A 23,430-nucleotide genomic window follows, 5' to 3' on the forward strand; every position below is an offset into this window, starting at 1 on the left:
GCCGACCATGAGGGACCGCCTCGCCGCCGCCGACCGGCCGCAGGTGGGCATGTGGGTGTGCAGCGGCAGCCCGCTCGTCGCGGAGATCTGCGCCGGATCCGGGGTGGACTGGCTCCTGGTCGACGGCGAGCACTCGCCCATCGGCCTCGAGACGACGACGGCGATCCTGCAGGCCGTGGCGGCCTACCCCGTCACACCGGTCGTCCGGGTGCCGTCGGCCGACCCGGTGACCATCAAGCAGGTGCTCGACCTCGGGGCGCAGAACCTCCTGGTGCCGATGGTCGACACCCCGGAGCAGGCCGAGGACGCCGCCCGAGCCGCCCAGTACCCGCCGCGCGGCATCCGCGGCGTCGGCAGCGCGCTGTCCCGCGGGGCGCGGTGGAACCGCATCGAGAGCTATCTGGAGAATGCAGCGCGGCACGTGTCCCTCTTCGTCCAGGTCGAGTCCGCCACGGCCGTGGCCAACGCGGCGAAGATCGCCGCGGTCGACGGCGTCGACGGCGTGTTCGTCGGCCCGTCCGACCTGGCCGCGTCCCTGGGCGTGCTCGGGCAGCAGACGCACCCAGAGGTCACCGACGCCGTCCTGGGGACATTCGAGGCCGTGCGCGCCGCGGGCAAGCCCGTCGGGGTCAACGCGTTCGACCCCGCGCAGGCTCAGGCGTACCTGGACGCCGGCGCGTCGTTCGTCCTCGTGGGCGCCGACGTCGCCCTCCTGGCCCGCGGCAGCGAGGCGCTCGCGAACCGATGGGTCGGCAACCCGACGGCCGACGTCGAGCCTCGCGAGGGCTCCTGACGTCGGTGCCGGATGTGGCGGCCGTCACTGTCTGGCAGGATCGTATTCGATCGAACACACCCTCGTTCGATCTCGGACAACGGACCACGGGCAGGCGACCCCTGCCCGCTCGGAAGGAACGCAGACGTTCATGACCACCGTCCTGACCACCGTCGCCCAGACCGTCGCCACCGCGCTCGCCGCCTGCGGGGACCACGTCTTCGCCCTCATGGGCAACGGGAACGCTCATGTGCTCGACGCCCTCGCCCGCGCCGACGTCCCCGTCACCGCCGTCCGGCACGAGGCCGCCACCGTCGCGTCGGCCGACGCCTACCACCGCGTCACGGGCCGTCTTGCCGTCGCCACCACCACCTATGGGGCCGGCTTCACGAATACCGTGACTGCCCTCGCCGAGGCCACGCTCGCGGGCACGCCCCTGCTGCTCCTGGTCGGCGACGCCCCCACCAGCGGCCCGCGCGCCTTCGACATCGACCAGTCCGCCGTCGTGCACGCCACCGGGGCGCACCTCGTGGTGCTCGACGCCGCCGCCCCCGGACGCGCGGTCGTGGCGGCCGCCGCGCACGCGGTCGCGCACCGGGTTCCGGTCGTCATCGCGCTGCCCTACGACCTCGCGACGGCGCCGGTCGCCGACGCGACGGTCCCGGCGCCCGCGGCGACCAGCCCGCTCGGCGTCGACGGCTCGGCGCTCGACACCCTCGCGGCGCAGCTGGCCGAGGCCAAGCGCCCGCTCGTGCTCGCCGGGCGCGGCGCCCGTGGCCACGCCGAGGCCGTCGGCAGGCTCGCCGACCGCCTCGGCGCGCTCACGGCGACGACCGCGCCGGCCCGCGGGCTGTTCGACGGGAGGCCGTACGACCTGGGGGTGTGCGGCGGGTTCGCGGCTCCGCAGGCAGCCGCCCTGATCCACGAGGCGGACGTGGTGCTGGTGCTGGGGGCCGGGCTCAACCAGTTCACGACGAAGGAGTGCACCGCGTTCGGCCCTGACGCCGTCGTCGTCCAGGTGGACCTGCGACCCGAACCCACCAGCGCGCTGGTGACGCGAGCGGTGCGCGGCGACGTCGGCGTGGTGCTCGCCGGCCTGCTCGACCGCCTCGGCGGGCGCGTCCCGCTGCAGCCATGGTCGGGCGCGGCCGAGGCCGCGCGCGACGGCGACCTCCACCTGCGCCGCGAACGCGGCGACGACGTGGCACCCGACGGGCGCCTCGACCCGCGCGCCGTCTTCGCGCGGCTCGAGGAGCTCCTGCCCTCCCGGCGCCAGGTCGTGTCGGACGGCGGCCACTTCCTGGGCTGGGCCAACACCTACCTGTCGGCGCACGAGCCTGACTCCGTGGTGCTGGTCGGCACGGCGTTCCAGTCGATCGGGCTGGGGCTGCCCTCGGCGCCGGGGGCGCTGGTCGCGCGGCCGGACATCACGACGCTGATCGTGCTCGGCGACGGCGGCGGGCTCATGGGCATCGCCGACCTGGAGACCGTGGTGCGGTGCGCGACCAGCGCGCTCGTGCTCGTCGTGAACGACGCCGTGTACGGCGCCGAGGTGCACCAGTACGGGTCGCTCGGGCTGGACCAGACGGTCATGCGGGTCGGTGAGGTCGACTTCGCCGCCGTCGGGCGGGCGCTGGGGGCGCAGGGGGTCGTCGTCGAGCGGCTGGCGGACCTGGACGCCGTCGAGCGCTGGCTGGCGGACGGGGCGCGCGGCACGTTCGTGGCGGACGTGCGCGTCTCGCCCGACATCGTCGCGCCGTATATGTGGGACCAGGTGGCGGCCGCCGCACGCGGCTGAGCGGGCACGCCCGGGCGAGCGCCCGCCGCCCGCGCCTCAGACCCCGGCCGCGCCGGAGCGGGTCGCGAGGTACTCGTGCATGGTGCGCAGCTTGTGTTCCCGCGCCGCGCGCTCGATCTCATCGGCCGGGGCGCCGTGCTCGAGCAGGGCGAGGATGCGGTCGTGCTCGGTGACGGACTGCGGCGAGCGGGCGGGCATTGCGGCGAAGCTCGAGCGGCGGATGCGCGACATCCGCTGCCACTCGCGGTCCAGCACCGAGAAGAGGTGGCCGTTGGGGCAGACCTCGCAGAGCACCCGGTGGAAGCGCTCGTTGAGCTCGGTGAAACGGACGGCGTCGAGGCCGTGCTCGAGCAGGTGGCGCATCTCGTCGTTGAGCGCGCGTGCGTGCGCGATCCGCTCCGGCGTGAGGTGGGTCGCGGCGAGGCTCGTGACCGCGCCCTCGAGGTACGCGAGCGTCTCCATGGCCTCCGCGTAGTCGCTGACGTCGATGCCGCGCACCTGCGCGCCCACGTTGTGCGTGAAGGTCACCAGGCCCTCGGCCTCGAGGCGGCGCACGGCCTCGCGCACGGGGACGGGGGAGACGTCGAGCTCGCGGGCGAGCTGGTCGAGAACCAGGCGGTAGCCGCCGACATACGTGCCGTCGACGATGCGCCGGCGCAGCGTGCGGTACACGCGTTCCGACTTGGAGATCGTCTCGGGGCGGGTCGTGCTGGTCACCGTTCCTCCTCGCGCGCGGCCGGCGCGGCGCGTGGGTCGATCGTATACGTTCAGTGCCCGTCACTTCCGGGCGCCCAGCCGCCGTGAGACCTCGGCGGCCGCCGAGCCCACCGCCTCCGCGAGCTCGGCGCGCCGCGCCGGTGCGACGTCGTCGGACCGGAACGTCAGGGCGATGCCCGCCACGGGGAGGCCCGTGTGGTCGACGGCAGCCTGCGCGACCGACCCGAGACCCGGCGTGACCTCGCCGTCCTCCGTCGCGTAGCCGCGTCTGCGCACCTCCTGGATCACGACGCGCAGCTCGCGCAGCGACCGTGGCCCGACGCCGGTCCGGTCCGTGAACGCGGCCGGGCCGGGGAACAGCGCGCGCACCTGAGCGGCGGGCAGCAGCGCGAGCACGGCCCGGCCGCTCGCCGTGAGGTGGCTCGGCAGCCGCACGTCCACGTCCGTTACGAGCGTCGGCCGGTGCGGCGCCCGCTGCTCCACGAGGTAGAGCACGTCCCGGCCGTCCAGGATGGCGAGGTGGGCGCTCTCGTGCGTCGTCTCCATGAGCCGCGCCACGACCGGTCGTGCGAGGCGCGCGAGCGGAGCCTGACGCGCGTAGGCCGAGCCCAGCGCGAGCGACGCCGTCCCCAGCCCGTACCGATGCTCCTCGGGCAGGTGGGTCACGAAGCCTTCGTCGGCCAGCACGGACAGCAGGTGGTACACCGTCGAGCGCGGCAGCCCGAGGTGCCCGGCGATCGCACCGGCGGGCGCAGGCCCCACCTGCGCGGACAGGTACGCGAGCACCCGCACCGCGCTGCGTGCCGCAGGGACGTCCGCCATCGGAACCCTCCGTGTCTGGGATCCCAGACTGAACCTGCCGCAACCGCCTGTCGAGCCGTCCCGTGACGGTGTGTCCTGGCGCTATGCCGGCAACGATGCGGACTGCTCCGGGCTCGACGGCGGCCGGGCTGGTGGTCGAGGTCACCGGCGAGCCCTTGACGATCGACGACGTCGTCGCGGTCGCGCGCCGCGGCGCGCACGTGCGCGTGACGGACCGGGCGCTCGCCGCGATGGCCGCGAGCCGGGAAGTCGTCGAGGCGCTCGCGGACGACGACCGACCGCACTACGGCGTCTCCACCGGGTTCGGCGCCCTCGCCATGCGGCACATCCCCGTGGAGCGGCGCGCGCAGCTCCAGCTCAGCCTGATCCGGTCGCACGCTGCGGGCACCGGACCGGAGGTCGAGCGGGAGGTCGTCCGCGCGCTCCAGCTCCTGCGGCTCGCCACGCTGGCCACGGGCCGGACCGGTGCCCGCCCCGTCGTCGCGACCACCTACGCCGCGATGCTCGACGCCGGCATCACGCCGGTGGTCCACGAGTATGGGTCTCTCGGCTGCTCGGGTGACCTGGCGCCCCTCGCGCACGTCGCTCTCGCCGCGATCGGCGAAGGAGAGGTCCGCGACACGGCTGGGGCCCCGCGCCCCGCAGCCGTCGCGCTCGCGGAGGCCGGGATCGTGCCGCTGGTGCTGGCCGAGAAGGAGGGCCTCGCGCTCATCAACGGCACGGACGGGATGCTCGGCATGCTGTGCCTGGCGGTCCACGACCTGCGCACCCTGCTGACGACGGCGGACGTCGTCGCCGCAACGAGCGTCGAGGCGCTGCTCGGCTCCGACGCACCGTTCGCCGAGGACCTCGTCGCGCTGCGCCCGCACCCCGGCCTGGCGGCGTCGGCGGCGAACCTGCGCGCTCTCCTGGCGGGCTCGCCCGTCGTCGCGAGCCACCGCCGTTCCGACGCCGAGGGCCGGCCCCGGTACACCCGGGTGCAGGACGCCTACTCGTTGCGCTGTGCGCCGCAGGTGCACGGTGCCGCCCGCGACACGCTCGACCACGCGGCGGCGGTCGCCGGGCGCGAGCTGGCGGCCGCCATCGACAACCCCGTGGTGACGGTGGACGGGCGGGTCGAGTCCAACGGGAACTTCCACGGCGCCCCGCTCGCGTACGTGCTGGACTTCCTGGCCATCGCGGCGGCCGACGTCGCGAGCATGAGCGAGCGCCGCACGGACAGGTTCCTGGACGTCGCACGGAACGAGGGGCTGCCCGCCTTCCTCGCCGACGACCCGGGCGTCGACTCGGGGCTCATGATCGTGCAGTACACGGCGGCGGGGATCGTGGCGGAGCTCAAGCGGCTCGCGGCTCCGGCGAGCGTCGACTCGATCCCGTCGTCCGCGATGCAGGAGGACCACGTGTCCATGGGCTGGGCCGCGGCGCGCAAGCTCCGGCGCGCGCTCGACGGGCTCGGACGCGTCCTCGCGATCGAGCTGCTCGCCGCCACACGTGCGCTCGACCTGCGCGCCGAATTGTCAGACGTAGGGCGCGCTCGAGCCCACCCAGGGCCTGACAAGCCGGTGGGGTTGCTGCCCGCCGCCGGCACGGGCGCGGCGCTCGCCCTGGTGCGGCGCGTCGTTGCCGGGCCCGGGCCGGACCGGTTCCTCGCCCCCGAGATCGACGCCGTCTACCGGCTCGTCGCGGGCGGCGACGTCGCCGCAGCGGCGGGCGCCGCCGTCGGGCAGCTGGCCTGAAGGGGAGGCCTCGATGACCCCCCACCACGACCTGGGCACCGCGGTCCGCGTGCGGGCCCCGCGCGGTCTGGCGCTCACCGCCCGCACCTGGCAGACCGAGGCGCCGCTGCGGATGCTCATGAACAACCTCGACCCCGAGGTCGCCGAACGCCCCGACGACCTCGTCGTCTACGGCGGCACGGGCCGGGCGGCGCGCGACTGGCCGAGCTACCACGCGATCGTGCGCACGCTCACCACGCTCGGCGACGACGAGACGTTGCTCGTCCAGTCGGGCCGCCCGGTCGGGGTGCTGCGCACGCACGAGTGGGCGCCGCGCGTGCTCATCGCCAACGCCAACCTCGTCGGGGACTGGGCCACGTGGCCCGAGTTCCGCCGCCTGGAGGCGCTCGGCCTGACGATGTACGGGCAGATGACCGCGGGCTCGTGGATCTACATCGGCTCCCAGGGCATCCTGCAGGGCACCTACGAGACGCTCGCGGCCGTCGCCGCGAAGCGGTTCGCAGGGACCCTCGCCGGGACCCTCACGCTCACGGGCGGCTGCGGCGGCATGGGCGGCGCGCAGCCGCTCGCGGTCACGCTCAACGGCGGCGTGTGCCTCGTGGCCGACGTCGACCGGTTGCGGCTCGAGCGGCGGGTCGCGGACCGCTACCTCGACGAGATCGCGGACGACCTGGACGACGCCGTGCGGCGGGTCGAGGCGGCGCGGCGGGAGCGGCGGGCGCTGTCCGTGGGCGTGGTCGGCAACAGCGCGCACGTGGTGCCCGAGCTGCTGCGCCGCGGCGTCGAGGTGGACGTCGTGACGGACCAGACGTCGGCGCACGACCCGCTCGCGTACCTGCCCCTCGGGGTGTCGGTCGAGGAGTGGGCGGACTACGCCGCCGCGAAGCCCGAGGAGTTCACCGACCGTGCCCGCGAGTCGATGGCCAGGCACGTGGAGGGCATGGTCGGGTTCCAGGACGCGGGCGCCGAGGTGTTCGACTACGGCAACTCGATCCGCGACGAGGCGCGCCGCGGCGGGTACGACCGCGCCTTCGACTTCCCTGGGTTCGTGCCCGCGTACATCCGGCCGCTCTTCGCCCAGGGCAAGGGCCCGTTCCGGTGGGTCGCGCTGTCCGGCGACCCGCGCGACATCGCGGCGACCGACGCGGCCGTCCTCGACCTGTTCGCCGACGACGACCACCTCGGCCGCTGGATCCGCGCCGCGCAGGACCGGGTCGCGTTCCAGGGGCTGCCCGCGCGCATCTGCTGGCTCGGGCACGGTGAGCGCGACCGCGCGGGGCTGCGGTTCAACGAGCTCGTCGCGTCCGGCGAGGTCAGCGCGCCGATCGTCATCGGGCGCGACCACCTCGACGCGGGCTCGGTCGCCTCCCCGTACCGGGAGACGGAGGCCATGGCGGACGGCTCGGACGCGATCGCCGACTGGCCGCTGCTCAACGCGCTCGTGAGCGCGTCGTCGGGCGCCACCTGGGTGTCCGTCCACCACGGCGGCGGCGTCGGGATCGGCAGGTCCATCCACGCCGGGCAGGTGTCCGTCGCGGACGGGACACCGCTCGCGGCGGCCAAGCTCGCCCGCGTGCTCGCCAACGACCCGGCGACGGGCGTGCTGCGGCACGTCGACGCCGGGTACGACGACGCGGCCCGCGCCGCCGAGCGCGGGGGCCTGCGCATCCCGATGCGGGAGGTCTGACGTGCGCGAGGTCGTGCACCCGGGCGGCGAGCGCGGAGCCACCCTGATCCTCGGCATCGGCGAGCTGACGACCAACGTGCGCGGACTCCCCGGAGCCGAGGACGACGTGGACGTCACCGGCGTCGTGCACGAGGCCGCGCTGCTGCTCGACGGCGACCGGGTCGCGTGGGCAGGCCCGGAGCGGGACGCGGCGGCCTGCGTCGAGCAGGCGCTCGGCCGCGCCCCCGACCGGGTCGTCGACGCCGGCGGCCGTGCCGTGCTCCCCGGCTTCGTCGACAGCCACACCCACCTCGTGTTCGCCGGCGACCGGGCCGCCGAGTTCGAGGCGCGGATGGCCGGGCGCCCCTACGCGGCGGACGGCATCCGGACCACGGTCGCCGCCACGCGCACGGCGTCGGACGAGGCGCTGCGGGCCGGCGCGGCCCGCCTGGCCCACGAGGCGCTCGCCCAGGGCACCACCACGCTCGAGGTCAAGAGCGGGTACGGCCTGACGGTGGCCGACGAGGCCCGGTCGGTGCGGCTGGCGCACGAGCTGACCGACGAGGTGACGTTCCTCGGCGCCCACGTCGTCCCGGAGGAGTTCGGCAGTCGCGCCGACGCGTACGTGGACGTGGTGTGCGGCGAGATGCTCGCCGCCTGCGCGCCCCACGCGCGGTGGGTCGACGTCTTCTGCGAGACCGGCGCGTTCACGCCCGGCCAGTCACGCCGCGTCCTCGAGGCCGGGGCCGCCGCCGGGCTCGGCCTCCGCGTGCACGCGAACCAGCTCGGCCCCGGCGACGGCGTGCGGCTCGCCGTCGAGCTCGGCGCGGCGTCCGCAGACCACTGCACGTTCCTCACCGACGACGACGTCGCGGCGCTCGCGGGCTCGAGGTTCGGTGGCCACCCGGGCACCGTGGCCACCCTGCTCCCTGGCGTCGAGTTCTCCACCGGCCAGCCGTACCCGGACGCGCGGCGCCTGCTCGACGCCGGAGCCGTGGTCGCGCTCGCGAGCGACTGCAACCCCGGGTCGTCGTACACGTCGTCGATGCCGCTCGTGGTGGCGCTCGCGGTGCGCGAGCTCGGGATGACGGTCGCGGAGGCGGTCTGGGCCGCGACGGCGGGCGGGGCCCGCGCGCTGCGGCGGGAAGACGTCGGGCATCTGGCGCCGGGGGCGCGCGCGGACCTGGTGGTGCTCGACGCGCCGAGCCGGGTGCACCTGGCGTACCGGCCGGGCGTCCCGCTCGTCGAGCGGGTGTGGCGGGCGGGACGCGAGGTGCACGCGGCCCGCCCCGGCGGGCCGATGCCCTAGCTGGCGCGCAGGGCCAGTCCGGCGAGCACCTCGAGGACGCAGAGCGCGGCGAGCCGTACGGTCCGCCCGTCGGGGGTGTCGGCCGTCGCGTCCACCTCGACGACGTCGACCGACCGCACGCGTTCGTCGCGTGCCGCAGCGCGCACCAGCGCGCGCAGCTCCCACGCCGCCAGCCCGCCGGGGACGCTCGCGGGGCAGGCCGGCGCGACGGAGCGGTCGCACACGTCGACGTCGACGTCCAGGTGCACGGGGCCGCCGCCGGCGCCGGCCGTCGCGAGCGCCTCGCGCATCACGTCGCCGGCGTCCCGGCCGCGCAGCGCGTTCAGGGGCACGACGGCGATCCCCAGGTCGGCGGCGCGACGCGCGTACGCGGCGGAGTTGGCGAAGTCCGCGATGCCGAGCTGCACGACCCTGCGCGGGTCGAGCCCCGCCTCGATCAGCCTGCGGACCGGGGAGCCGTTGGAGACGCCGTCGCGCAGGTCGTGGTGGGCGTCGAGGGTGACGAGCCCGGCCGTCGCGAGGTCGTCTCCCCACGCGCCGAGGGCCGTCGCGACCGTCGCGGAGTTGTCGCCGCCGACGGCGACCAGGACGCGTGCGTGGGCGAGCGCGGCGGCGACGCGCGTCCTGGTGCGTGCCTCGCCCTCGGGGCCGTCGGGCTCGGTGACGTCGCCGTGGTCGACGACCGTGAGGGCGGCGAGGTCCAGTGGGGTGCCGTCGGGGCCGGCGAGCGCGGGGCTGAACCGCTGCAGGGCTTGGCGCACCGCGGCCGGGGTCGCGTGGGCGCCCGTCGGCGAGAGCGAGGTGCGGTGCGCCGGGACGCCCAGCAGCGCGAGGTCGGCGGGGCCGGCGTCGCCCGACGGCGATGGCCAGCCGCCCGCGCGCGGCCACAGCGGGTCGTGGGGGAGGGCAGTCGGCGTCACGATCCGACCGTAGCGAGCCGGCGGCGGAGCTGCGCCAGGATGCGGCGACCAAAGGTCAAGTTGTGTCAATGCTCAAGGAAGGGCGGGGTCTCCAGCGGGTTGGCGCGCACGCGGCCCGCGATCCCGGACGCCACCGCGCGTGCCGCGGACGAGCTCGGCTTTCGCTCGGCCTGGTCCCGGAAGCACCGCAGGAACTCGTCCGCGAAGCCCAGCCGCGGGTGCCGGCGGAGGACGGCGTCGCGCACCTCGGCCGGCCACAGCTCGGCGTTCCGGCCGGAGACGTCGAGTCCGGTCGACCGGGCCAGCAGGTGGCCCTCCGGGTCGTCCTCGACAGGCACTTCGGACTCGTCGGCCATGTGGTCGACGATCGCGAGCGCCACGCGCTCGCGGCGCTCGACGGGCCAGCCCGCGCCCGCGCCGAGAACCCATGCGATGTGGCCCCCGGCGTGCTCGAACGGTTCGCCGTAGTTGTCGAACGCCCGTGTCAGCGCGATGTCGTGCAGCAGCGCGCCGACGGCCAGCAGCTCGGCGTCATAGGCGATGCCCTGGCGGTCGCCGTAGTCGGCGGCGAACAGGTACGCGCGCACCGAGTGGTTGAGGAGCGCGGCCGACGCGAACGTCGAGGCGACCTCGTGTGCGGCGCGGACGGCGGGGGAGTCGGGCAGCTCCAGCTGGGTGGCCATGGACGGAGGTTACGGACATCGGTCTCGACGTGCTCAGGACCGTTTCCAGAGGTCCGAGTAGGCTGTCACCAAGCCGTCGCCGTCGACGTCGAGATCGGCCGTGAACGAGCCGGACGAGTACCGGTAACCGGACGTGGTCCGGGTGTAGCGCTGGCCCGCGCGTCGGACGCCCAGATCCGGCACCGTCACGTAGACCACGTCGATCCCCGCGGACTCGCCGACGGCCAGGTTCAGGCGGCGGATCGGCAGGGTGTTGGTCAGTGGCGTGATGGCGATGTCGACGTCGACGCAGCCGTCGAGCTCGGGCCGATCGGTCCAGTGCCCGTGCCCGTCGGCGAGCAGGCTGATGGTGCCCACCGGGCCTCGGAGCTCGAGCCGGCGCACTGCGCCGGCCGGGTCGGTGGCGAGCTCGTAGACGACGTGCGTGGGCTGGCCGTCGATGACGGCGACGGCGATTCCCGCGGCATGCCAACCGGGACCGCTCTGGTCGAGTCGCAGGTGCACGTGCTCGAGGCCCGGCCACTGCAGCGCGGTCCAGGCGACGTCGCGCTCAAGCTCTTGCCCGTGCATCTGGCTCCACCACCACCGTGAGTCTGCTGACTGCGTCGAGACTACGCAGGTCGGGGCGTTCCGCCATGTGCCTACGGTGCGACGTGGACGGCGAGCTTGCCGCGCACGCCACCTGCCCTCAGCGCCTCGATCGCCGCGGCGCCCTGCTCCAGCGGGAATACGCGGTCGACGTGGGCGGTGATCGCGCCCTGCGCGAGCAGGTCGGCGAGCGTCTGCAGGTCGTCGGCCTTCGTGGAGGCGATGAACATGCGCAGGCGCTGCGGCACGAACGGCGACCAGAGGGTCGCGCGCAGTACGCGGCCTATGCCGAAGAAGGGTCGACCGGGAGCCTCGCCTCCGACGGGGACGAGCACGCCGTGCCGGGTGAGCAGGCTCCGCGCCCGGCGGAGCGTACGAACGCCCCCCGTCTCGATGACGGCGTCCCACTGGTGGCCGTCGAGGCTCGTCTCCGAGGTCTCGAAGTCGATCGTCTCGTCGGCCCCGAGCGAGCGGACGAAGTCCGCGGACGCGCCACGGCACACGCCCGTGACGTGCGCGCCGAAGTGCTTGGCCAGCTGGACGGCGTACGACCCGACGCCCCCGGCTGCCCCGAAGACGAGCACGCGTTGGCCCGCCCGCACCCGCGCCACGTCGCGCACCGCCTGCAACGCCGTCGAGCCGGAGATCGGCACGACCGCCGCGGCCGTCGGGCTGAGCGATGCCGGCGTGCGCGCGATCTTCCGTACTCGCGCAACCGTGAGGTCGGCGTACGCGCCCGAGGCGGCCACGCCGAAGACGGCGTCGCCCGGCGCGAACCCGGTGACCGCCGCGCCGGTTGCCTCGACCGTGCCCGCGAAGTCCAAGCCGACGGTTCGCGGCCGATCCTCGGAGACCCGGACCGCGGCCCGCACCATGAGCGGGACTCCTGCGACGAGATGCCACTGCCCGTAGTCGACACCCGCTGCCCCGACCCGGACGAGCACCTCATCCTCCGCGGGCGTGGGCTCTACGACGTCCGTCTCGAACCGCAGCACGTCGCGCGGCTCGCCGAAGCCGTACTGCCTGATCGCCCGCATCTGGCCCACTCCGTCCGTCCGCGGATGGTCACGGCTCGATGCGCGTCACCCAGAACTCCGTGGTCGGCTCCTGCGGAGTGGTGAACCGGGCGTTCGGCAGATAGAGCCCGCCCGCGAACGACGCGACGGTGGTCGGGACGTCGAAGTCGTCGCTGGTGAGCGAGTCGACCAGAGCCCCGCTCGTCCCGTGGCGGTCGAGGTGGATCACCGCGACGCGGTTGTCCAGGTTGAGCACCACGTAGAGGGTGCGTCCCTTGACGAGCAGCCCGTCTCCGTTGACCAGGAGCGTGCCGCCGAGATCCACGCGGGTGGCCTCGCCGGTCGCAGGGTCGACCCGGTACAGGAAGCCGGTCGTCGAGTTGACCACCAGGAGTGCCCGGCCGTCCGGAGTGACCGCGATGCCGTTCGCGCCGATGCCCGTGCCCTGCTCCCACTCGCCGGTGAGCGGGAGCTCGACCGCCTTGGTCGGCAGCGCGCCACGCGGTCCGAGCGTGAGCTGGTAGAGGACCGGCCGCGTCGAGTCCGTGAACCAGGCCGACCGCTTGGTGAGGATCACGTCGTTGACGAAGCTCGGCTCGTCGGTCAATGCGTAGGTCTTGAGGATCTCGCCGGTGCGGGCATCCACGACGCGTGCGTCACCGGCGTCGCCGCCCGCGACGAACAACCGTCCGCGGTGGTCTACCTTGAGCCCGACCGCCGGGGTGCCGGGACCTGCGCCGATCACCCGACCTGTGCCGTCGAGGAGGTTAGCGCGGTAGATGCTGCCGTCCGCGCGGGAGCCAAGGTAGGCGAAGTGGCCCCGGATCGTGATCCCCTCGGGCAGGAAGCCGTCAGGGAGCTCGATCCGGTCCGGGAGCCGGTCCGCGGTGCGGCCGTGAGCGTGCTCCTGATGGTGCCCCGACCCGGCGTCTCGCCAGGGGCTGGCCGCCTGGGCCGTCGCGCCTGACGCGCCAAGAAGGGCGAGTGCTGCGAGCAGTGTTGCGATGCGCCGGATCATCATCGTTCCCTTCGTCATCGGGTTCCACCGTACGTCGCATCGCCGGGGCCGCCTCTCTGCCGCCCAGGCGACCCACGCACACTTGGTCTGTTCAGAGTGTGCATCCGCGCGTAGCGTGGCAGACATGGCACACACGCACCTGACCATCCGTCCCGAGGACGTGCGCCGGAGTGCCGCTGCGGGCATGCCGGGATGGCTCGACCGCCTCGCGGACTTCGTGCGGGAGGCGGCGTCGTCCGGTGAGACCGTGACGGTGACGTCGCGGCGCCGGATGATGACGCCCGAGGAGGTGGCCGACTCCCTCGGGGTCTCGCGCTCGACGATCTCGCGCAGGATCAAGGCGGGCGAGATCAGCGCGGTCAGGGTCGGCAACCGTAACCGCATCCCGTATGCCGAGTTCGAGCGCTACTCGGTCGCGGCGAACCGTCGCATGCTGGCACTGGTCGTGGACGAGATCGACAGTGAGCTGATCGGCGATGAGTGAGCACACGTTCGTCTTCCTCGACGCCCCCGTGATCGCCAAGCCGGTCACGCGGACGCTGCTGATGGTCGCGCGCTCGCACAGCGACTTCACGGCGGTCTGGAGCCTGCGCGCCGAGCAGCAGGCGGCGATCCATCGGCTCCCGAACGCCGCACCACTGCCGGCCGTGCGCGACGCCTATCGGTCGGAGCTGACACCACCCGGGGCCTTCCCCGAACGCTTCACGGGGACGAAGCAGTCCGTCCGCACGGACCTCGCGGACGCGGAGGCGGCCGGAGCGCACTACCTCATCACCGCCGACGTCTACGGCTTCGGCCTCTCGGACCTGGCGATCGCCGGGCTCTCCGCGGTCACCGCGGACCTCTTCCTGGCCGAACGGATGACGAGTGCGTCCTACATGGACGCGATCGAGCTCTTCAGCCAGACCCAGTCCCGGCCGCGTCGCACGCTCGAGCAGCTCCACGCGGCGATCGCCGTGCACCATCCGCAGCTGTTTGCCGCCCACGCCGACCTGTACGACGTCGGACCTCTGCGGCTGTCCGAACCACCCGAGCAGCAGTTCTGGGGGCTGCGCTGCGTCCGCTGCGGGGCTGTGACGATGCGTGCCGAGGATCCCCACCGCGGCGTGTGCCCCGCTTGCCTGCATGCCGCCAGCGTGCGGTCCCGGGAGTCCGTACCGATCGCGTGACACAGCACGCCCGGGGCGCCGGCGTGCTACGGTCCTGGCGATCGTGAATCGTCAGCAGGAGGTGAGTCCCATGAACGCAGTATCCGTGATGGGTGCTCCCCTGCAGGCCACGATCACGCGACTGAGGTAGTCGCCACCGGGAGCGCCACCAGGCAACTCGCGAAAGGCGACTCCCATGAACACAGCACCTTCTTCACCTCAGCCTTCTTCACCTCAGCCGCAAGACGACGCCCCGATGCGGGTGCGCGCCGCGGGTGAGCGAGCCTTGGTCCTCGGTGGTGGCGGATCGGCCGGCAATGCGTGGTTGATCGGCGTCATCGCCGGGCTGTTCGACGCCGGGTTGGATGTCACCGAGGCTGACCTGATCATTGGCACGTCGGCCGGATCGACGGCCGCGGCCCAGATCACCAGCGCTGGCCCGATGGGGCTCCTTGCCGCCATCCTCTCCGCCGCGCCCCCGCAGCGGCCCGGCCCGGCCGGTCCCGGCGGTGGACGCGCACCAGAGCCGGCGGTGAACCACATGGAGAGAACGGGCCGGATCATCGCTGCCGCAGCGGATGCGGCTGAGATGCGCCGCGGACTCGGTGCGTCGGCGCTCGATCTGGAGGCGGCGTCGGACGGCTCCTGGTCGACGCGGTGGCGCACCACCGTCGCCGCCCGGCTGCCCAGCCAGCACTGGCCGGAGCGAACGGTGCTCATCACAGCCGTCGACGCCGGCACCGGTGAACCGGTCGTCTTCGACCGCCACAGCGGAGTCGACCTCGTCGACGCCGTCGCCGCCAGCACCTCCAGCGGCCTGCCCTACAGGATCGGCGACCACCGATACATCGACGGCGCCTACCGGCGCAACGAGAACGCGGACCTGGCAGTCGGGTACGAGCGGGTGCTGGTGCTGTCACCCCTCGGCGGCAGAACAAGGATGCCGTTGGGCTGGGGCATGCAGCTGGCCGCTCAGGCCGACGAGCTCCGCACAGCCGGCAGCAGGGTCGAGACCGTCCTGCCGGACAGCGCCTCTCTCACCGCGTTCGGCAACAACCTGATGGACCTGTCCACGCGTCCGCCCGCCGCGCGAGCCGGTTACGACCAAGGCCGGGGCATCGCCGGGCGGCTCGCCGAGCTCTGGAGCTGACGCTCGGGTCAGCGTGGACGCCGGCTCGGCGGGCGTGATGCTCGTCGAGCCGGCGGCGACGTCTGGAGCCGAGGGGGCGTGTCGCCGGCCTTCGCGAGGTCGTCGATCGCGTCGAGGACGACCTCGGGAAGCCGCGGGTCCGCGAGCACCCGAAAATGACCCGGCGTCGAGAGCTGCACGTTGCGCGCCCCGGCGAGCACGCTGCCCTCCGGAATGATCGGGTCCCACGCGCCGAACACCGACACGATGCGTGCGTCGACATCGACGACGCGCCGGAGTGCGACGATGTCAGGGCCGTCCGGACGGAAGACCCGGACGGCCCGCATCGGCAGCAGCCTCGCGAGGCGCGAGCCCGCGAACGGGCTCGCGATCGCGACGAGGCCCCGCACGCGGTCGCCGACGCGCGGGTCCGACATCAGCAGCTTGCCGACCAGACCGCCCTTGGAGTGGGCGAGGAGCACGACGTCGCGCAGGTCGCGCTCGGCCAGCACCTCGGCGACGACGTCGACCGCTTCGGGCAGGTCCTGCACGTGGAAGCCGAGGCCTGGCACCACATAGACGGCGTGGCCAGCGCGGTGCAGGCGCTCCGCGACCGGCGACAGGAACGGCCAGGGCTCGAGCACGCCGGGCAGGATCAGCACGTCCGGGGCGCGCCGCGACGGCGGGTGCGCGAATCGGTCGGGGTCGCCCGCGGCGATGACGCTCCGCAGCTGGCGCGACACCCCGTAGGCGTAGTCCGCCGCGCGCCACCACAGCCGCCGCAGGGGCGTGCCCGGGCCGGCGCCTGGCCGAGAGCCGCCGGGCCTCATGCCGTCCCCCTGGGCGGAAGCTCGTCCTCGGGAACGAGACCGCCGTCGGTGGAGCTCGCCGCCACCGCACGAGGACGGCCGTACTGGACGATGCGCGCCGCCCCCGGCACGATGAGCGCCCTCCCGTGGGGCGCGATGTCGGCGAGGGCGCCGACCCACGCTGCCGGCGCGACCGGGTCGGGCCCGCCGCGCACGGCGAGCACCGGGCAGGCCAAGTCCGCCACCGCCTCCTCGACCCGGTACCGCAGCATGTGCCGGAGCTGCGCGACGTACCATCGCGGCCCGGCGCGCAGGTAGTCGCTGATGACGATCGCGTTGGCGCCGACCGGCTCCCGCAGCGTGTCGCGCGCGAGTCGCAGACCCTGAGCGCCGGCGGACCGCGCGGCCGTGTCCACGACGGGTCCCAGCAGCACGACCCGCTCCGCGAGAGCAGGGTGCCGTCGCGCCGCCTCGGCCAGTTCGTGCGTGGTCGCCGCGTCGGGAGCGCCGTACGACTCCACAGCCCACCGGTCCGCCGCGGGGCTGTGCGCAGGGCCGGTGGTCATCCCCTGATGGTCGCGCGGAGGCGGCCCGGTCGCATGCGGCCGTCTCTGCGCCCACGTGAGCCGGGACAGGAGTGAGACCCGTCTTCTACGGCGCGACGTAGGCCGTCATGCGTATCGAGACGAGTACCCCGGGGATCACCGCTCCGAGCTTCACCGCGTACCGTGCCGGGGGATCGGCCGGGAACCACCGCGCGTACTCCTCGTTCATGCCGGCGAAGTCGTCCGGGTTCGCAAGCAGCACGCCCACCTCGACGACGTCGTCCAGCGTCGCACCGGCGGCTTGCAGCACCTCCCGGCAGCTGGCGAGTGCCTGGCGGGTCTGCTCCTGGATGGTCGGGCCGGCGACGGCGCCTGTCGCGACGTCGATCCCGACCAGGCCCGAGACGAAGACGAAGGGACCCGCCTTGACCGCCTGGGAGTACAGCGGCGAGCCGGGAGCCTGGGACGTGCGGACGACCTCGCGCATGCCGTTTAGCGTGCGCGTGGTCGGGTCCGTCTGTCCACGTGAGCGGGCCGAGCCTCGGTCGAGGACCCCGCCGCGAGCCAGGATGGCGACGACACGCTCGTCGTCATCGGCGGCCCGACCCACGCCTTCGGCATGAGCCGTCCAGGAACGAGGCGCGACGCACAGGAGCGCCGCGACGAGCCGCCGCACGACCGTACAGGCATCCGGGAATGGGTCGACACGCTCCCGGCCGACCGACCCGACCGTCTGTACGCCACGTTCGACACGCGTGTCACCAGCGTCCGGCACCTGCCCGGCTCGGCCGCGCGCGGACCCGAGCGTGCGCTGCGCCGTGCGGGACACCGCACGGTCATCCACGCCGAGTCGTTCTACGTCTCCGACGTCGAAGGACCCCTCGTGCCCGACGAGGAGTCCCGCGCCCGCGAGTGGTGCGACCGGCTCGGCCGGACCGTCGCGGACGTCTGGGCACGACCCTGAGGGCGAACCCCGCCGCGGCCGGCTGCCGGATCCGGCAGCCGGCCGCGGCGTCGGGCGTCCAGGGCCACGACGTCGCGGGCCGACGCTCACGTGCCGTCGCCGAGACCGCGAGCCCTCTCAGGTGCGAGGCTTCCGCCGAGTCGCGGCGTCCCGCAGCGCAGAACCGCCTCCGGACCCGAGGTTGAAGGTCCCGGTCAGCGGGAAGGCGACCCGCGAGCCGGGCCTCAGCTCGGCGACCTCGTCCCGGCAGGCGACCTGGACCGGACGCCACATGCCCCGGCCGGCCGTCACCTCGGCGTGGCTGCCGCGCATCCGCACGACCAGGGGCTGCCCGCGGTAGCGGATCGAGAACTCCACCGCACCGTGCGACTTGGGCCAGTAGGGGTCCAGCAGCAGCCGGTCCTGTCGCGTCTCGAGGCCGCAGAAGCAGCGCTGGAGCAGGTCGACGCTCCCTGCCATGGCGGCCAGGTGGATCCCCTCGGGTGTCGTGCCCCCCTGGATGTCGGCCATGTCCGCGTCGAGGGCCTGAGCCAGGAACTCCATGGAGAGCTTGCGCTGCGACCGCGCGAGGACCCAGGCGTGGACCAGTGCCGACAGCGTGGAGCCGTGCGAGCTGCGCTCGAGGTAGTAGTGGATCGTGCGGGGGATGAGCTCCGCATCGACCTGGTACCCCAGGTGTCCGAGCACGTCACGCAGCTCGTCGGCGGACAGCAGGTAGAAGAGCATCACGGTGTCGGCCTGCTTCGAGGCCTTGTAGCGGTTTACGGAGTCGTTCTCCGCCTCGAGGATGCGGTCGAGCCGCTGGATGTTCGAGTACCTCGCGCGGTAGGCCGCCCAGTCGAGCTCCGCGAGGTCCTCGTACCCCTCGAACTGGCTGATGACTCCGTCGTGGAAGGGGACGAAGAGACGCCGCGCCACGTCGTCCCACCGCTCGAGCTCGTCGCGGTCCAGCTCCATGGTCTCGATCAGCTCAAGGCGCTCGTCGTCCGCGAGCACGCCGAGGGTCTCCAGAGCGCGCCGGAGCACCCAGGAGGCCATCACGTTCGTGTAGGCGTTGTTATCGATGCCTTCCAGCTCCCGCCCCGGGTAGCCCGTGTGGAACTCGTCCGGCCCCATCACGCCGCGGATGACGTACCGGCCCCGAGCCTCGTCATCGGTGGCGATGCTGGCCCAGAAGCGTGCGATCTCCAGCAGCATCTCCGCGCCGTCGTGGGCCAGGAACTCCCGGTCGCCGGTCACCTGGTAGTACTGCCAGACGTTGTAGGCGACGGCGATGCCCACGTGCCGCTGCCGCAGCGTGGGGTCCGGGAGCCAGCGCCCGGACGCCGGGTTCAGATGGACCCGCTGGCTCTCCTCCTCGCCGTTGCTCGCCGACTGCCACGGGTACATCGCCCCGGCGTACCCGGCGTCCCGGGCCGCCGAACGGGCCTCCGGCAGCCGCCGGTGCCGATACCGCAGCAGGGCCCGGCTCAGCTCGGGGAGCCGAAGGTTGAGCACGGGGAAGACGAACAGCTCGTCCCAGAAGACGTGGCCCCGGTACGCCTCGCCGTGGAGGCCTCGGGCGGGCACGCCGACGTCGAGGTCGGCGGAGTGCGGTGAGACCGACTGCAGCAGGTGCAGCAGGTGCAGCCGGAGGACGGTCAGCATGCGCCCGTCCCACACGACGTCGACGTGGAACCGTTCCCAGAGACGGGCCCAGGCGCGCTCGTGGCGCGTGCGCAGGTCCTCGAACCGGCCCAGGCGTAACAGCCACCGTTGTGCCTCGTCGGCCGGCTCGGCGATGGCCCGGTCCCTGCCCGTGAACACGGCGACGGTCTTCTCCAGCGTCACCGGTTCTGAGCGGCGTGCCTCGACGACGAGGTCGTGGCCGACGACCACGCCCTCGTCGACGAACCGTCGCTCAGGCCTGGCCGGCGTGTCGTCGTCGTACCGGACGACGGTGCGCGCGGCCATGGCCACCCGGATCGCCGAACGGTTGGTCACCACCGCGAGCAGGACGGAGTCAGGGGCCAGCTCGGCGGTCCGGACCAGGTCGAGATGGGCGCTGGCGAGGGCGCGATAGCGCGCCACCAGCGTGTTCTGGACGCTGCCGTCGAGCACGGACCGGATCTCCAGCCGGCCGGACCAGTCCTCGGGCAGGTACGTGACCTCGAGGGCGCAGGCATGCGGGACGTCCATGCTCACCAGGCGGCGTTCGGTGACCGCCGTGGTGCGCCCCGCCTCGTCGCGGACCCGGAAGCGGCGGGTGAGCAGCGCCCGCCGCAGGTCGAGCTCCTGGTGGTAGTCGAGGATCTCCGCGCGGTCGAGGTCGAGCCATGGGCCGCCGTCGACCCGGAACCGTGTCGAGAGCCAGTTGGGCAGGTTCACCAGGCTCTCGTTCTCGACCGTGCGACCGGCGATCCGGTCCTGCAGCTGGTTGTAGACGCCGGCCGCATACGTGCCCGGGTAGTGAACGCCGTCGGCCGTCGACTCGGGGCCCGCGCCCCGGGTGGCGACGTACCCGTTCCCGAGGGTGCACAGGGCTTCCCGGCGGCCCTCGTCGGCCGGGTCGTACCCGTCGAAGTGGACGACCCACGGGTCGGGCGCGACGTCCTCCGCGGCCTCGGGGGAGTTGGCGGAACCGTGCGACCTGGGCTTGCTCATCGCGGACGCCGAGCGTCGGGCGCGTCGTCCGGTGCGGCCGCACCCACGAGCACCTCGTCCAGGTTCGTCACCACCGTGTCCGCGCCGTGCGCGCGAAGGGCGTCACCGTCGCCGTCGCGCGCGACGCCGATCACCAGGCCGAACCCGCCGCGCCTCCCGGCCTCGACCCCCGCCTGAGCGTCCTCCACGACGACCGTCGCCCCGGGACCGACGCCGAGCCGCCGCGCAGCCTCGAGCAGCACGGCCGGATCCGGCTTGCCAGGGAGCCCGAGCTCGGCCGCGACGATGCCGTCGACCCGGACACCGAACAGGTCACCCAGGCCGGCGGCGTCGAGCACCTGCCGGCAGTTGCGGCTGGCCGAGATGATCGCCGTGCCGAGGCCCTGCTCCTGGGCCCGGCGGACCAGGCCGACCCCGTCGTCGAACACCTGGACGCCGTGCCGCTCCAGCCGGTCGGTGAAGTACCGGTTCTTCAGGTTGCCCAGGCCGCACACGGTCTCGCGTCCGGGAGGCTCCGCCGGGTCGCCCCACGGAAGCGCGATGCCCCGGGAGCGGAGGAACGCGTCGACGCCGTCGTGCCGCGGCCTGCCGTCCACGTGACGGAGGTAGTCGGCGCGCTCGAAGGCCCGGTGGTCCTCGTCCGGCCGGGCCGGGCGTCGTGCCAGGTACTCGTCGAAGAGCTGCGTCCACGCCTCGGCGTGCACCGACGCGGTGTCGGTGATGACGCCGTCCAGGTCGAAGACGACGGCTCGGTGGCGCTCCGGTGCCAGGTGAACGGTCATCCTCGAGCCCTTCGTGCGGTGTGAGGCCGTATCTGTAGATTTCTGCGCTACCTGGGCGTCGGCAACTCGGGTTACGACGGTCGAGCGACTGCGGTCAGGTTGTCGGCAGGTTCGCTGCTGGATGCTGGGCCCATGTTCGATCTGATCAACGGTCTTCCGATCCACCCGCTCGTCGTCCACGCCGTCGTCGTGCTGCTGCCGCTCGCCGTGCTCGGCACCATCGCGATCGCGGTGCGGCCCGCCTGGCGCGCCCGCTACGGCGTGATCGTCACCGCCGTCGCTCTCCTCGCGGTCCTGTTCATCCCGGTCGCCACCTCGAGCGGTGAGTCGCTGCAGGCCCGCGTCGGCGACCCGGGCCAGCACGCCGAGCTCGGCGACCAGCTCATCTGGTTCGCGATCCCGCTGCTCGCCTGCGCTGCGGCGCTCACCTGGTTCGGTCGCCTGACGCAGCAGGCTACGGACGCCACGTCGCGCAAGGCCGCCCCGGGCAAGGGGCCGACGATGACCGTCGCGGTGGTCGCCGTCGTCGTCGCGCTGGCCACGACCGTGCAGGTCTACCGCGTCGGCGACTCCGGTGCGCGGGCCGCCTGGGGCGACCAGGTCGCCTCGTCGAGCTCGGCCACGCAGTCGCACGGCGACAGCGACGACTGAACCCGGTCCGGGAGGGCCAGGATGGCGGCGTGTATACCGTCGGCGTGTGTGACGACCACCCCACGATCCGCAAGGCGCTGGTGCGCGGCCTCACCCAGGCTGGGCACGACGTCGTCGTCGCCCACGACGGGCGCGAGGCCCTCGCGCTGCTCGGCCCGGAGCGGGCGCTGGACGCGATCGTCATGGACATCGGCCTGCCCGACTCCGACGGGCGCGACGTCGTCCAGGCCCTGCAGTCCGGCGGGCAGCGAGCACCCGTGCTGTTCCTGACCGCGCTGGGCGACACGCACCACAAGCTCGCCGGCTTCGCGGCCGGCGCCGACGACTACGTCGTCAAGCCGTTCGACCTGCGCGAGGTGATCGCCAGGGTCGAGACGCTGGCCCGGCGCACCGCGTCGGCGGCGCCCGCGCCGGGAGACCTCGTGCTCGACCCCGTCACGCACACGGCGCGCACCGACGGTCAGGAGGTGCACCTGACGCCCACGGAGTTCCGCGTCCTCGCGGCCGTGCTCGCCCGCCGAGGCGAGGTGGTGCGACGCCGGTCCGTCGTCGCCGCGGGCTGGCCCGACGGCGCCGCCGTCTCGGAGAACACGCTCGACAGCTTCGCCCGCCGGGTGCGGGCGAAGCTCGCGAGCATCGACGCGCCCGTGTCGCTCGAGACCGTGCGCGGCGTCGGGTTCCGGGTCCCGTGAGCGTCCGCACCAGAGTGCCGGCGCGCCCCGGCACGGGCACGCTGCGCCGCCGCGTGGTGCTGTGGGCGGCGGCGCTGGGCACTGCCGTCGCGTTGGTCCAGGCGTTCGTGGTCCACGCCGTGATCGACTCCACCGCCGAGACCGCGATCGCCGAGCGGATCGAGTCGTACACGGTCTGGTCCTCGACCGCGGCGGGCATCGCGATGGTCGCCCTGGCGACGGGCCTGGCCGCCTGGGCGAGCAAGCGCGTGCTGGAGCCCGTGGCCGAGATGGCCCGCACGGCCGCCGACTGGAGCGAGCACGCGCTCGACCGGCGGTTCGACCTCGGGCCGCCCACCGACGAGATCCGTGCGCTCGGGAAGACGCTCGACCGTCTGCTCGACAAGGTCTCCCGCGTGATCCTCGGCGAACAGCGCCTCACCTCGGAGCTCGCGCACGAGCTGCGCACCCCGCTCGCAGCCATCCGCGCCACCGCCGACCTCGTCGCGATGCGCCCGGACCTCGACGACGACCTCCGCGCCGACGTCGCCGACATCCTCGCCGCGTGCACGGCCATGGCGGACACCATGACGGGTCTGCTCGACCTCGCCCGGGCCACGGGCCCAGGTCGCGGCGAGAACGCCGTGCTGCGCGACGTCGTCGCCGCCGCGCTCGCCTCGGTCGACGGTGAGCGCGTGCACGTGACGATCGACCCCGACCTGGTCGTGGCCGTGCCGACGGCGCTCGGCGCCCGCGCGCTCGCCCCGGTGCTGGACAACGCGTCCCGGCTCGCGGGGCACGTGACCGTGGTCGCGGCGCGCCGCGGCGGCTGGGTCGACGTCTCCGTGTGCGACGACGGGCCCGGCGTGCCCGCCGCGGTCGCCGAGACCGTCTTCGACCCGGGCAGGTCGGGCAGGGGCGGCAGCGGCCTCGGGCTCGCTCTCGCACGGCGGATCGCGCGCTCGGTGGGCGGGGACGTGCGCCTCGAACCGCCCGTCCCCGGCGCGGGCGCGACCTTCGTCGTCCGGCTGCCCGCGGGATGA

At 73.9% G+C, this 23,430-nt stretch carries 24 protein-coding genes; 12 read left to right on the plus strand and 12 right to left on the minus strand.

Features of this window, described 5'->3' with window-relative positions:
- Positions 1 to 7: 7 nt before the first annotated feature.
- Together ACO4JP_RS09300 and ACO4JP_RS09305 are read left to right on the plus strand one after the other, a co-directional pair.
- Complete coding sequence (locus tag ACO4JP_RS09300; protein WP_425953407.1) at positions 8 to 793, plus strand: HpcH/HpaI aldolase family protein; 786 nt, start codon at positions 8 to 10, stop codon at positions 791 to 793.
- Positions 794 to 923: 130 nt separating this feature from the next.
- Positions 924 to 2,570 (plus strand): thiamine pyrophosphate-binding protein, encoded by a 1,647-nt coding sequence (locus ACO4JP_RS09305; RefSeq protein ID WP_425953408.1) that lies wholly within the window; start codon positions 924 to 926, stop codon positions 2,568 to 2,570.
- A gap of 36 nt (positions 2,571 to 2,606) precedes the next feature.
- Here ACO4JP_RS09305 and ACO4JP_RS09310 read toward each other — a convergent pair whose 3' ends face one another.
- Positions 2,607 to 3,287, minus strand: a complete 681-nt coding sequence (locus tag ACO4JP_RS09310; protein WP_425953409.1) for a GntR family transcriptional regulator — start codon at positions 3,285 to 3,287, stop codon at positions 2,607 to 2,609.
- A 60-nt stretch (positions 3,288 to 3,347) separates the two neighbouring features.
- Positions 3,348 to 4,109 carry an IclR family transcriptional regulator gene (locus ACO4JP_RS09315; protein ID WP_425953410.1) on the minus strand — a complete coding sequence of 254 codons (762 nt, stop codon included), beginning with the start codon at positions 4,107 to 4,109 and terminating at the stop codon, positions 3,348 to 3,350.
- Positions 4,110 to 4,204: 95 nt separating this feature from the next.
- On the opposite strand from ACO4JP_RS09315, the gene hutH reads away from it, so the two are divergent.
- Genes hutH through hutI form a run of 3 tightly spaced genes read left to right on the plus strand, consistent with a single transcriptional unit; the run spans position 4,205 to position 8,820 of the window.
- Positions 4,205 to 5,845, plus strand: a complete 1,641-nt coding sequence (gene hutH, locus ACO4JP_RS09320; protein ID WP_425953411.1) for a histidine ammonia-lyase — start codon at positions 4,205 to 4,207, stop codon at positions 5,843 to 5,845.
- Positions 5,846 to 5,858: 13 nt separating this feature from the next.
- Positions 5,859 to 7,532: a urocanate hydratase gene (gene hutU, locus ACO4JP_RS09325; protein ID WP_425953412.1), complete on the plus strand. Its 1,674-nt coding sequence runs from the start codon at positions 5,859 to 5,861 to the stop codon at positions 7,530 to 7,532.
- A gap of 1 nt (position 7,533) precedes the next feature.
- Positions 7,534 to 8,820 carry an imidazolonepropionase gene (hutI, locus tag ACO4JP_RS09330; protein WP_425953413.1) on the plus strand — a complete coding sequence of 429 codons (1,287 nt, stop codon included), beginning with the start codon at positions 7,534 to 7,536 and terminating at the stop codon, positions 8,818 to 8,820.
- Here the strand turns inward: hutI and ACO4JP_RS09335 are convergent.
- The 5 genes from ACO4JP_RS09335 to ACO4JP_RS09355 form a co-directional block, all read right to left on the minus strand.
- Positions 8,817 to 9,740: an arginase family protein gene (locus ACO4JP_RS09335; protein ID WP_425953414.1), complete on the minus strand. Its 924-nt coding sequence runs from the start codon at positions 9,738 to 9,740 to the stop codon at positions 8,817 to 8,819. The two genes, hutI and ACO4JP_RS09335, sit on opposite strands and share 4 nt — an antisense overlap.
- A gap of 65 nt (positions 9,741 to 9,805) precedes the next feature.
- Complete coding sequence (locus tag ACO4JP_RS09340; protein ID WP_425953415.1) at positions 9,806 to 10,423, minus strand: HD domain-containing protein; 618 nt, start codon at positions 10,421 to 10,423, stop codon at positions 9,806 to 9,808.
- Between the two features lie 33 nt (positions 10,424 to 10,456).
- Positions 10,457 to 10,993: a putative glycolipid-binding domain-containing protein gene (locus tag ACO4JP_RS09345; RefSeq protein WP_425953416.1), complete on the minus strand. Its 537-nt coding sequence runs from the start codon at positions 10,991 to 10,993 to the stop codon at positions 10,457 to 10,459.
- A 71-nt stretch (positions 10,994 to 11,064) separates the two neighbouring features.
- Complete coding sequence (locus ACO4JP_RS09350; RefSeq protein ID WP_425953417.1) at positions 11,065 to 12,048, minus strand: NAD(P)-dependent alcohol dehydrogenase; 984 nt, start codon at positions 12,046 to 12,048, stop codon at positions 11,065 to 11,067.
- A gap of 28 nt (positions 12,049 to 12,076) precedes the next feature.
- Entirely contained in the window at positions 12,077 to 13,063 is a 987-nt protein-coding gene (locus ACO4JP_RS09355) for an SMP-30/gluconolactonase/LRE family protein (protein WP_425953418.1), read from the minus strand.
- A 106-nt stretch (positions 13,064 to 13,169) separates the two neighbouring features.
- On the opposite strand from ACO4JP_RS09355, the gene ACO4JP_RS09360 reads away from it, so the two are divergent.
- The 3 genes from ACO4JP_RS09360 (at position 13,170) to ACO4JP_RS09370 (ending at position 15,343) form a co-directional block, all read left to right on the plus strand.
- Positions 13,170 to 13,529 (plus strand): helix-turn-helix domain-containing protein, encoded by a 360-nt coding sequence (locus ACO4JP_RS09360; RefSeq protein ID WP_425953419.1) that lies wholly within the window; start codon positions 13,170 to 13,172, stop codon positions 13,527 to 13,529.
- A complete protein-coding gene (locus ACO4JP_RS09365) occupies positions 13,522 to 14,214 on the plus strand; it encodes a hypothetical protein (RefSeq protein WP_425953420.1) in 693 nt (230 codons plus the stop codon). The genes ACO4JP_RS09360 and ACO4JP_RS09365 overlap by 8 nt, the downstream gene beginning before the upstream one ends.
- 175 nt (positions 14,215 to 14,389) lie before the next feature.
- A complete protein-coding gene (locus ACO4JP_RS09370; protein WP_425953421.1) occupies positions 14,390 to 15,343 on the plus strand; it encodes a patatin-like phospholipase family protein in 954 nt (317 codons plus the stop codon).
- Positions 15,344 to 15,351: 8 nt separating this feature from the next.
- Here the strand turns inward: ACO4JP_RS09370 and ACO4JP_RS09375 are convergent, their stop codons facing one another.
- From ACO4JP_RS09375 to ACO4JP_RS09385, 3 genes are all read right to left on the minus strand, one after another.
- Positions 15,352 to 16,152 carry an esterase/lipase family protein gene (locus ACO4JP_RS09375; RefSeq protein WP_425953422.1) on the minus strand — a complete coding sequence of 267 codons (801 nt, stop codon included), beginning with the start codon at positions 16,150 to 16,152 and terminating at the stop codon, positions 15,352 to 15,354.
- On the minus strand, positions 16,149 to 16,697 hold the full coding sequence (locus ACO4JP_RS09380; RefSeq protein ID WP_425953423.1) for an alpha/beta fold hydrolase: 549 nt from the start codon (positions 16,695 to 16,697) through the stop codon (positions 16,149 to 16,151). Before ACO4JP_RS09380 ends, ACO4JP_RS09375 begins: the two co-directional genes overlap by 4 nt.
- An 85-nt stretch (positions 16,698 to 16,782) precedes the next feature.
- Positions 16,783 to 17,163: a RidA family protein gene (locus tag ACO4JP_RS09385; RefSeq protein ID WP_425953424.1), complete on the minus strand. Its 381-nt coding sequence runs from the start codon at positions 17,161 to 17,163 to the stop codon at positions 16,783 to 16,785.
- A gap of 132 nt (positions 17,164 to 17,295) precedes the next feature.
- Here ACO4JP_RS09385 and ACO4JP_RS09390 point away from each other — a divergent pair, with 132 nt between their 5' ends.
- Positions 17,296 to 17,640, plus strand: coding sequence for a hypothetical protein (locus ACO4JP_RS09390; RefSeq protein WP_425953425.1), 345 nt, complete (start codon positions 17,296 to 17,298; stop codon positions 17,638 to 17,640).
- Positions 17,641 to 17,757: 117 nt separating this feature from the next.
- On the opposite strand, the gene ACO4JP_RS09395 is transcribed toward ACO4JP_RS09390, so the two are convergent.
- A complete protein-coding gene (locus ACO4JP_RS09395; protein WP_425953426.1) occupies positions 17,758 to 20,283 on the minus strand; it encodes a glycoside hydrolase family 65 protein in 2,526 nt (841 codons plus the stop codon).
- A complete protein-coding gene (locus ACO4JP_RS09400; RefSeq protein ID WP_425953427.1) occupies positions 20,280 to 21,065 on the minus strand; it encodes an HAD family hydrolase in 786 nt (261 codons plus the stop codon). Before ACO4JP_RS09400 ends, ACO4JP_RS09395 begins: the two co-directional genes overlap by 4 nt.
- Positions 21,066 to 21,197: 132 nt before the next feature.
- On the opposite strand from ACO4JP_RS09400, the gene ACO4JP_RS09405 reads away from it, so the two are divergent.
- Genes ACO4JP_RS09405 through ACO4JP_RS09415 form a run of 3 tightly spaced genes read left to right on the plus strand, consistent with a single transcriptional unit; the run spans position 21,198 to position 23,430 of the window.
- Positions 21,198 to 21,716 (plus strand): DUF2231 domain-containing protein, encoded by a 519-nt coding sequence (locus ACO4JP_RS09405; protein WP_425953428.1) that lies wholly within the window; start codon positions 21,198 to 21,200, stop codon positions 21,714 to 21,716.
- Positions 21,717 to 21,745: 29 nt separating this feature from the next.
- On the plus strand, positions 21,746 to 22,408 hold the full coding sequence (locus ACO4JP_RS09410) for a response regulator transcription factor (RefSeq protein ID WP_425953429.1): 663 nt from the start codon (positions 21,746 to 21,748) through the stop codon (positions 22,406 to 22,408).
- Positions 22,405 to 23,430: a sensor histidine kinase gene (locus ACO4JP_RS09415; RefSeq protein WP_425953430.1), complete on the plus strand. Its 1,026-nt coding sequence runs from the start codon at positions 22,405 to 22,407 to the stop codon at positions 23,428 to 23,430. The genes ACO4JP_RS09410 and ACO4JP_RS09415 overlap by 4 nt, the downstream gene beginning before the upstream one ends.

The organism is Xylanimonas sp. McL0601 (assembly GCF_049852175.1).
Taxonomy (GTDB): Bacteria; Actinomycetota; Actinomycetes; order Actinomycetales; family Cellulomonadaceae; genus Xylanimonas.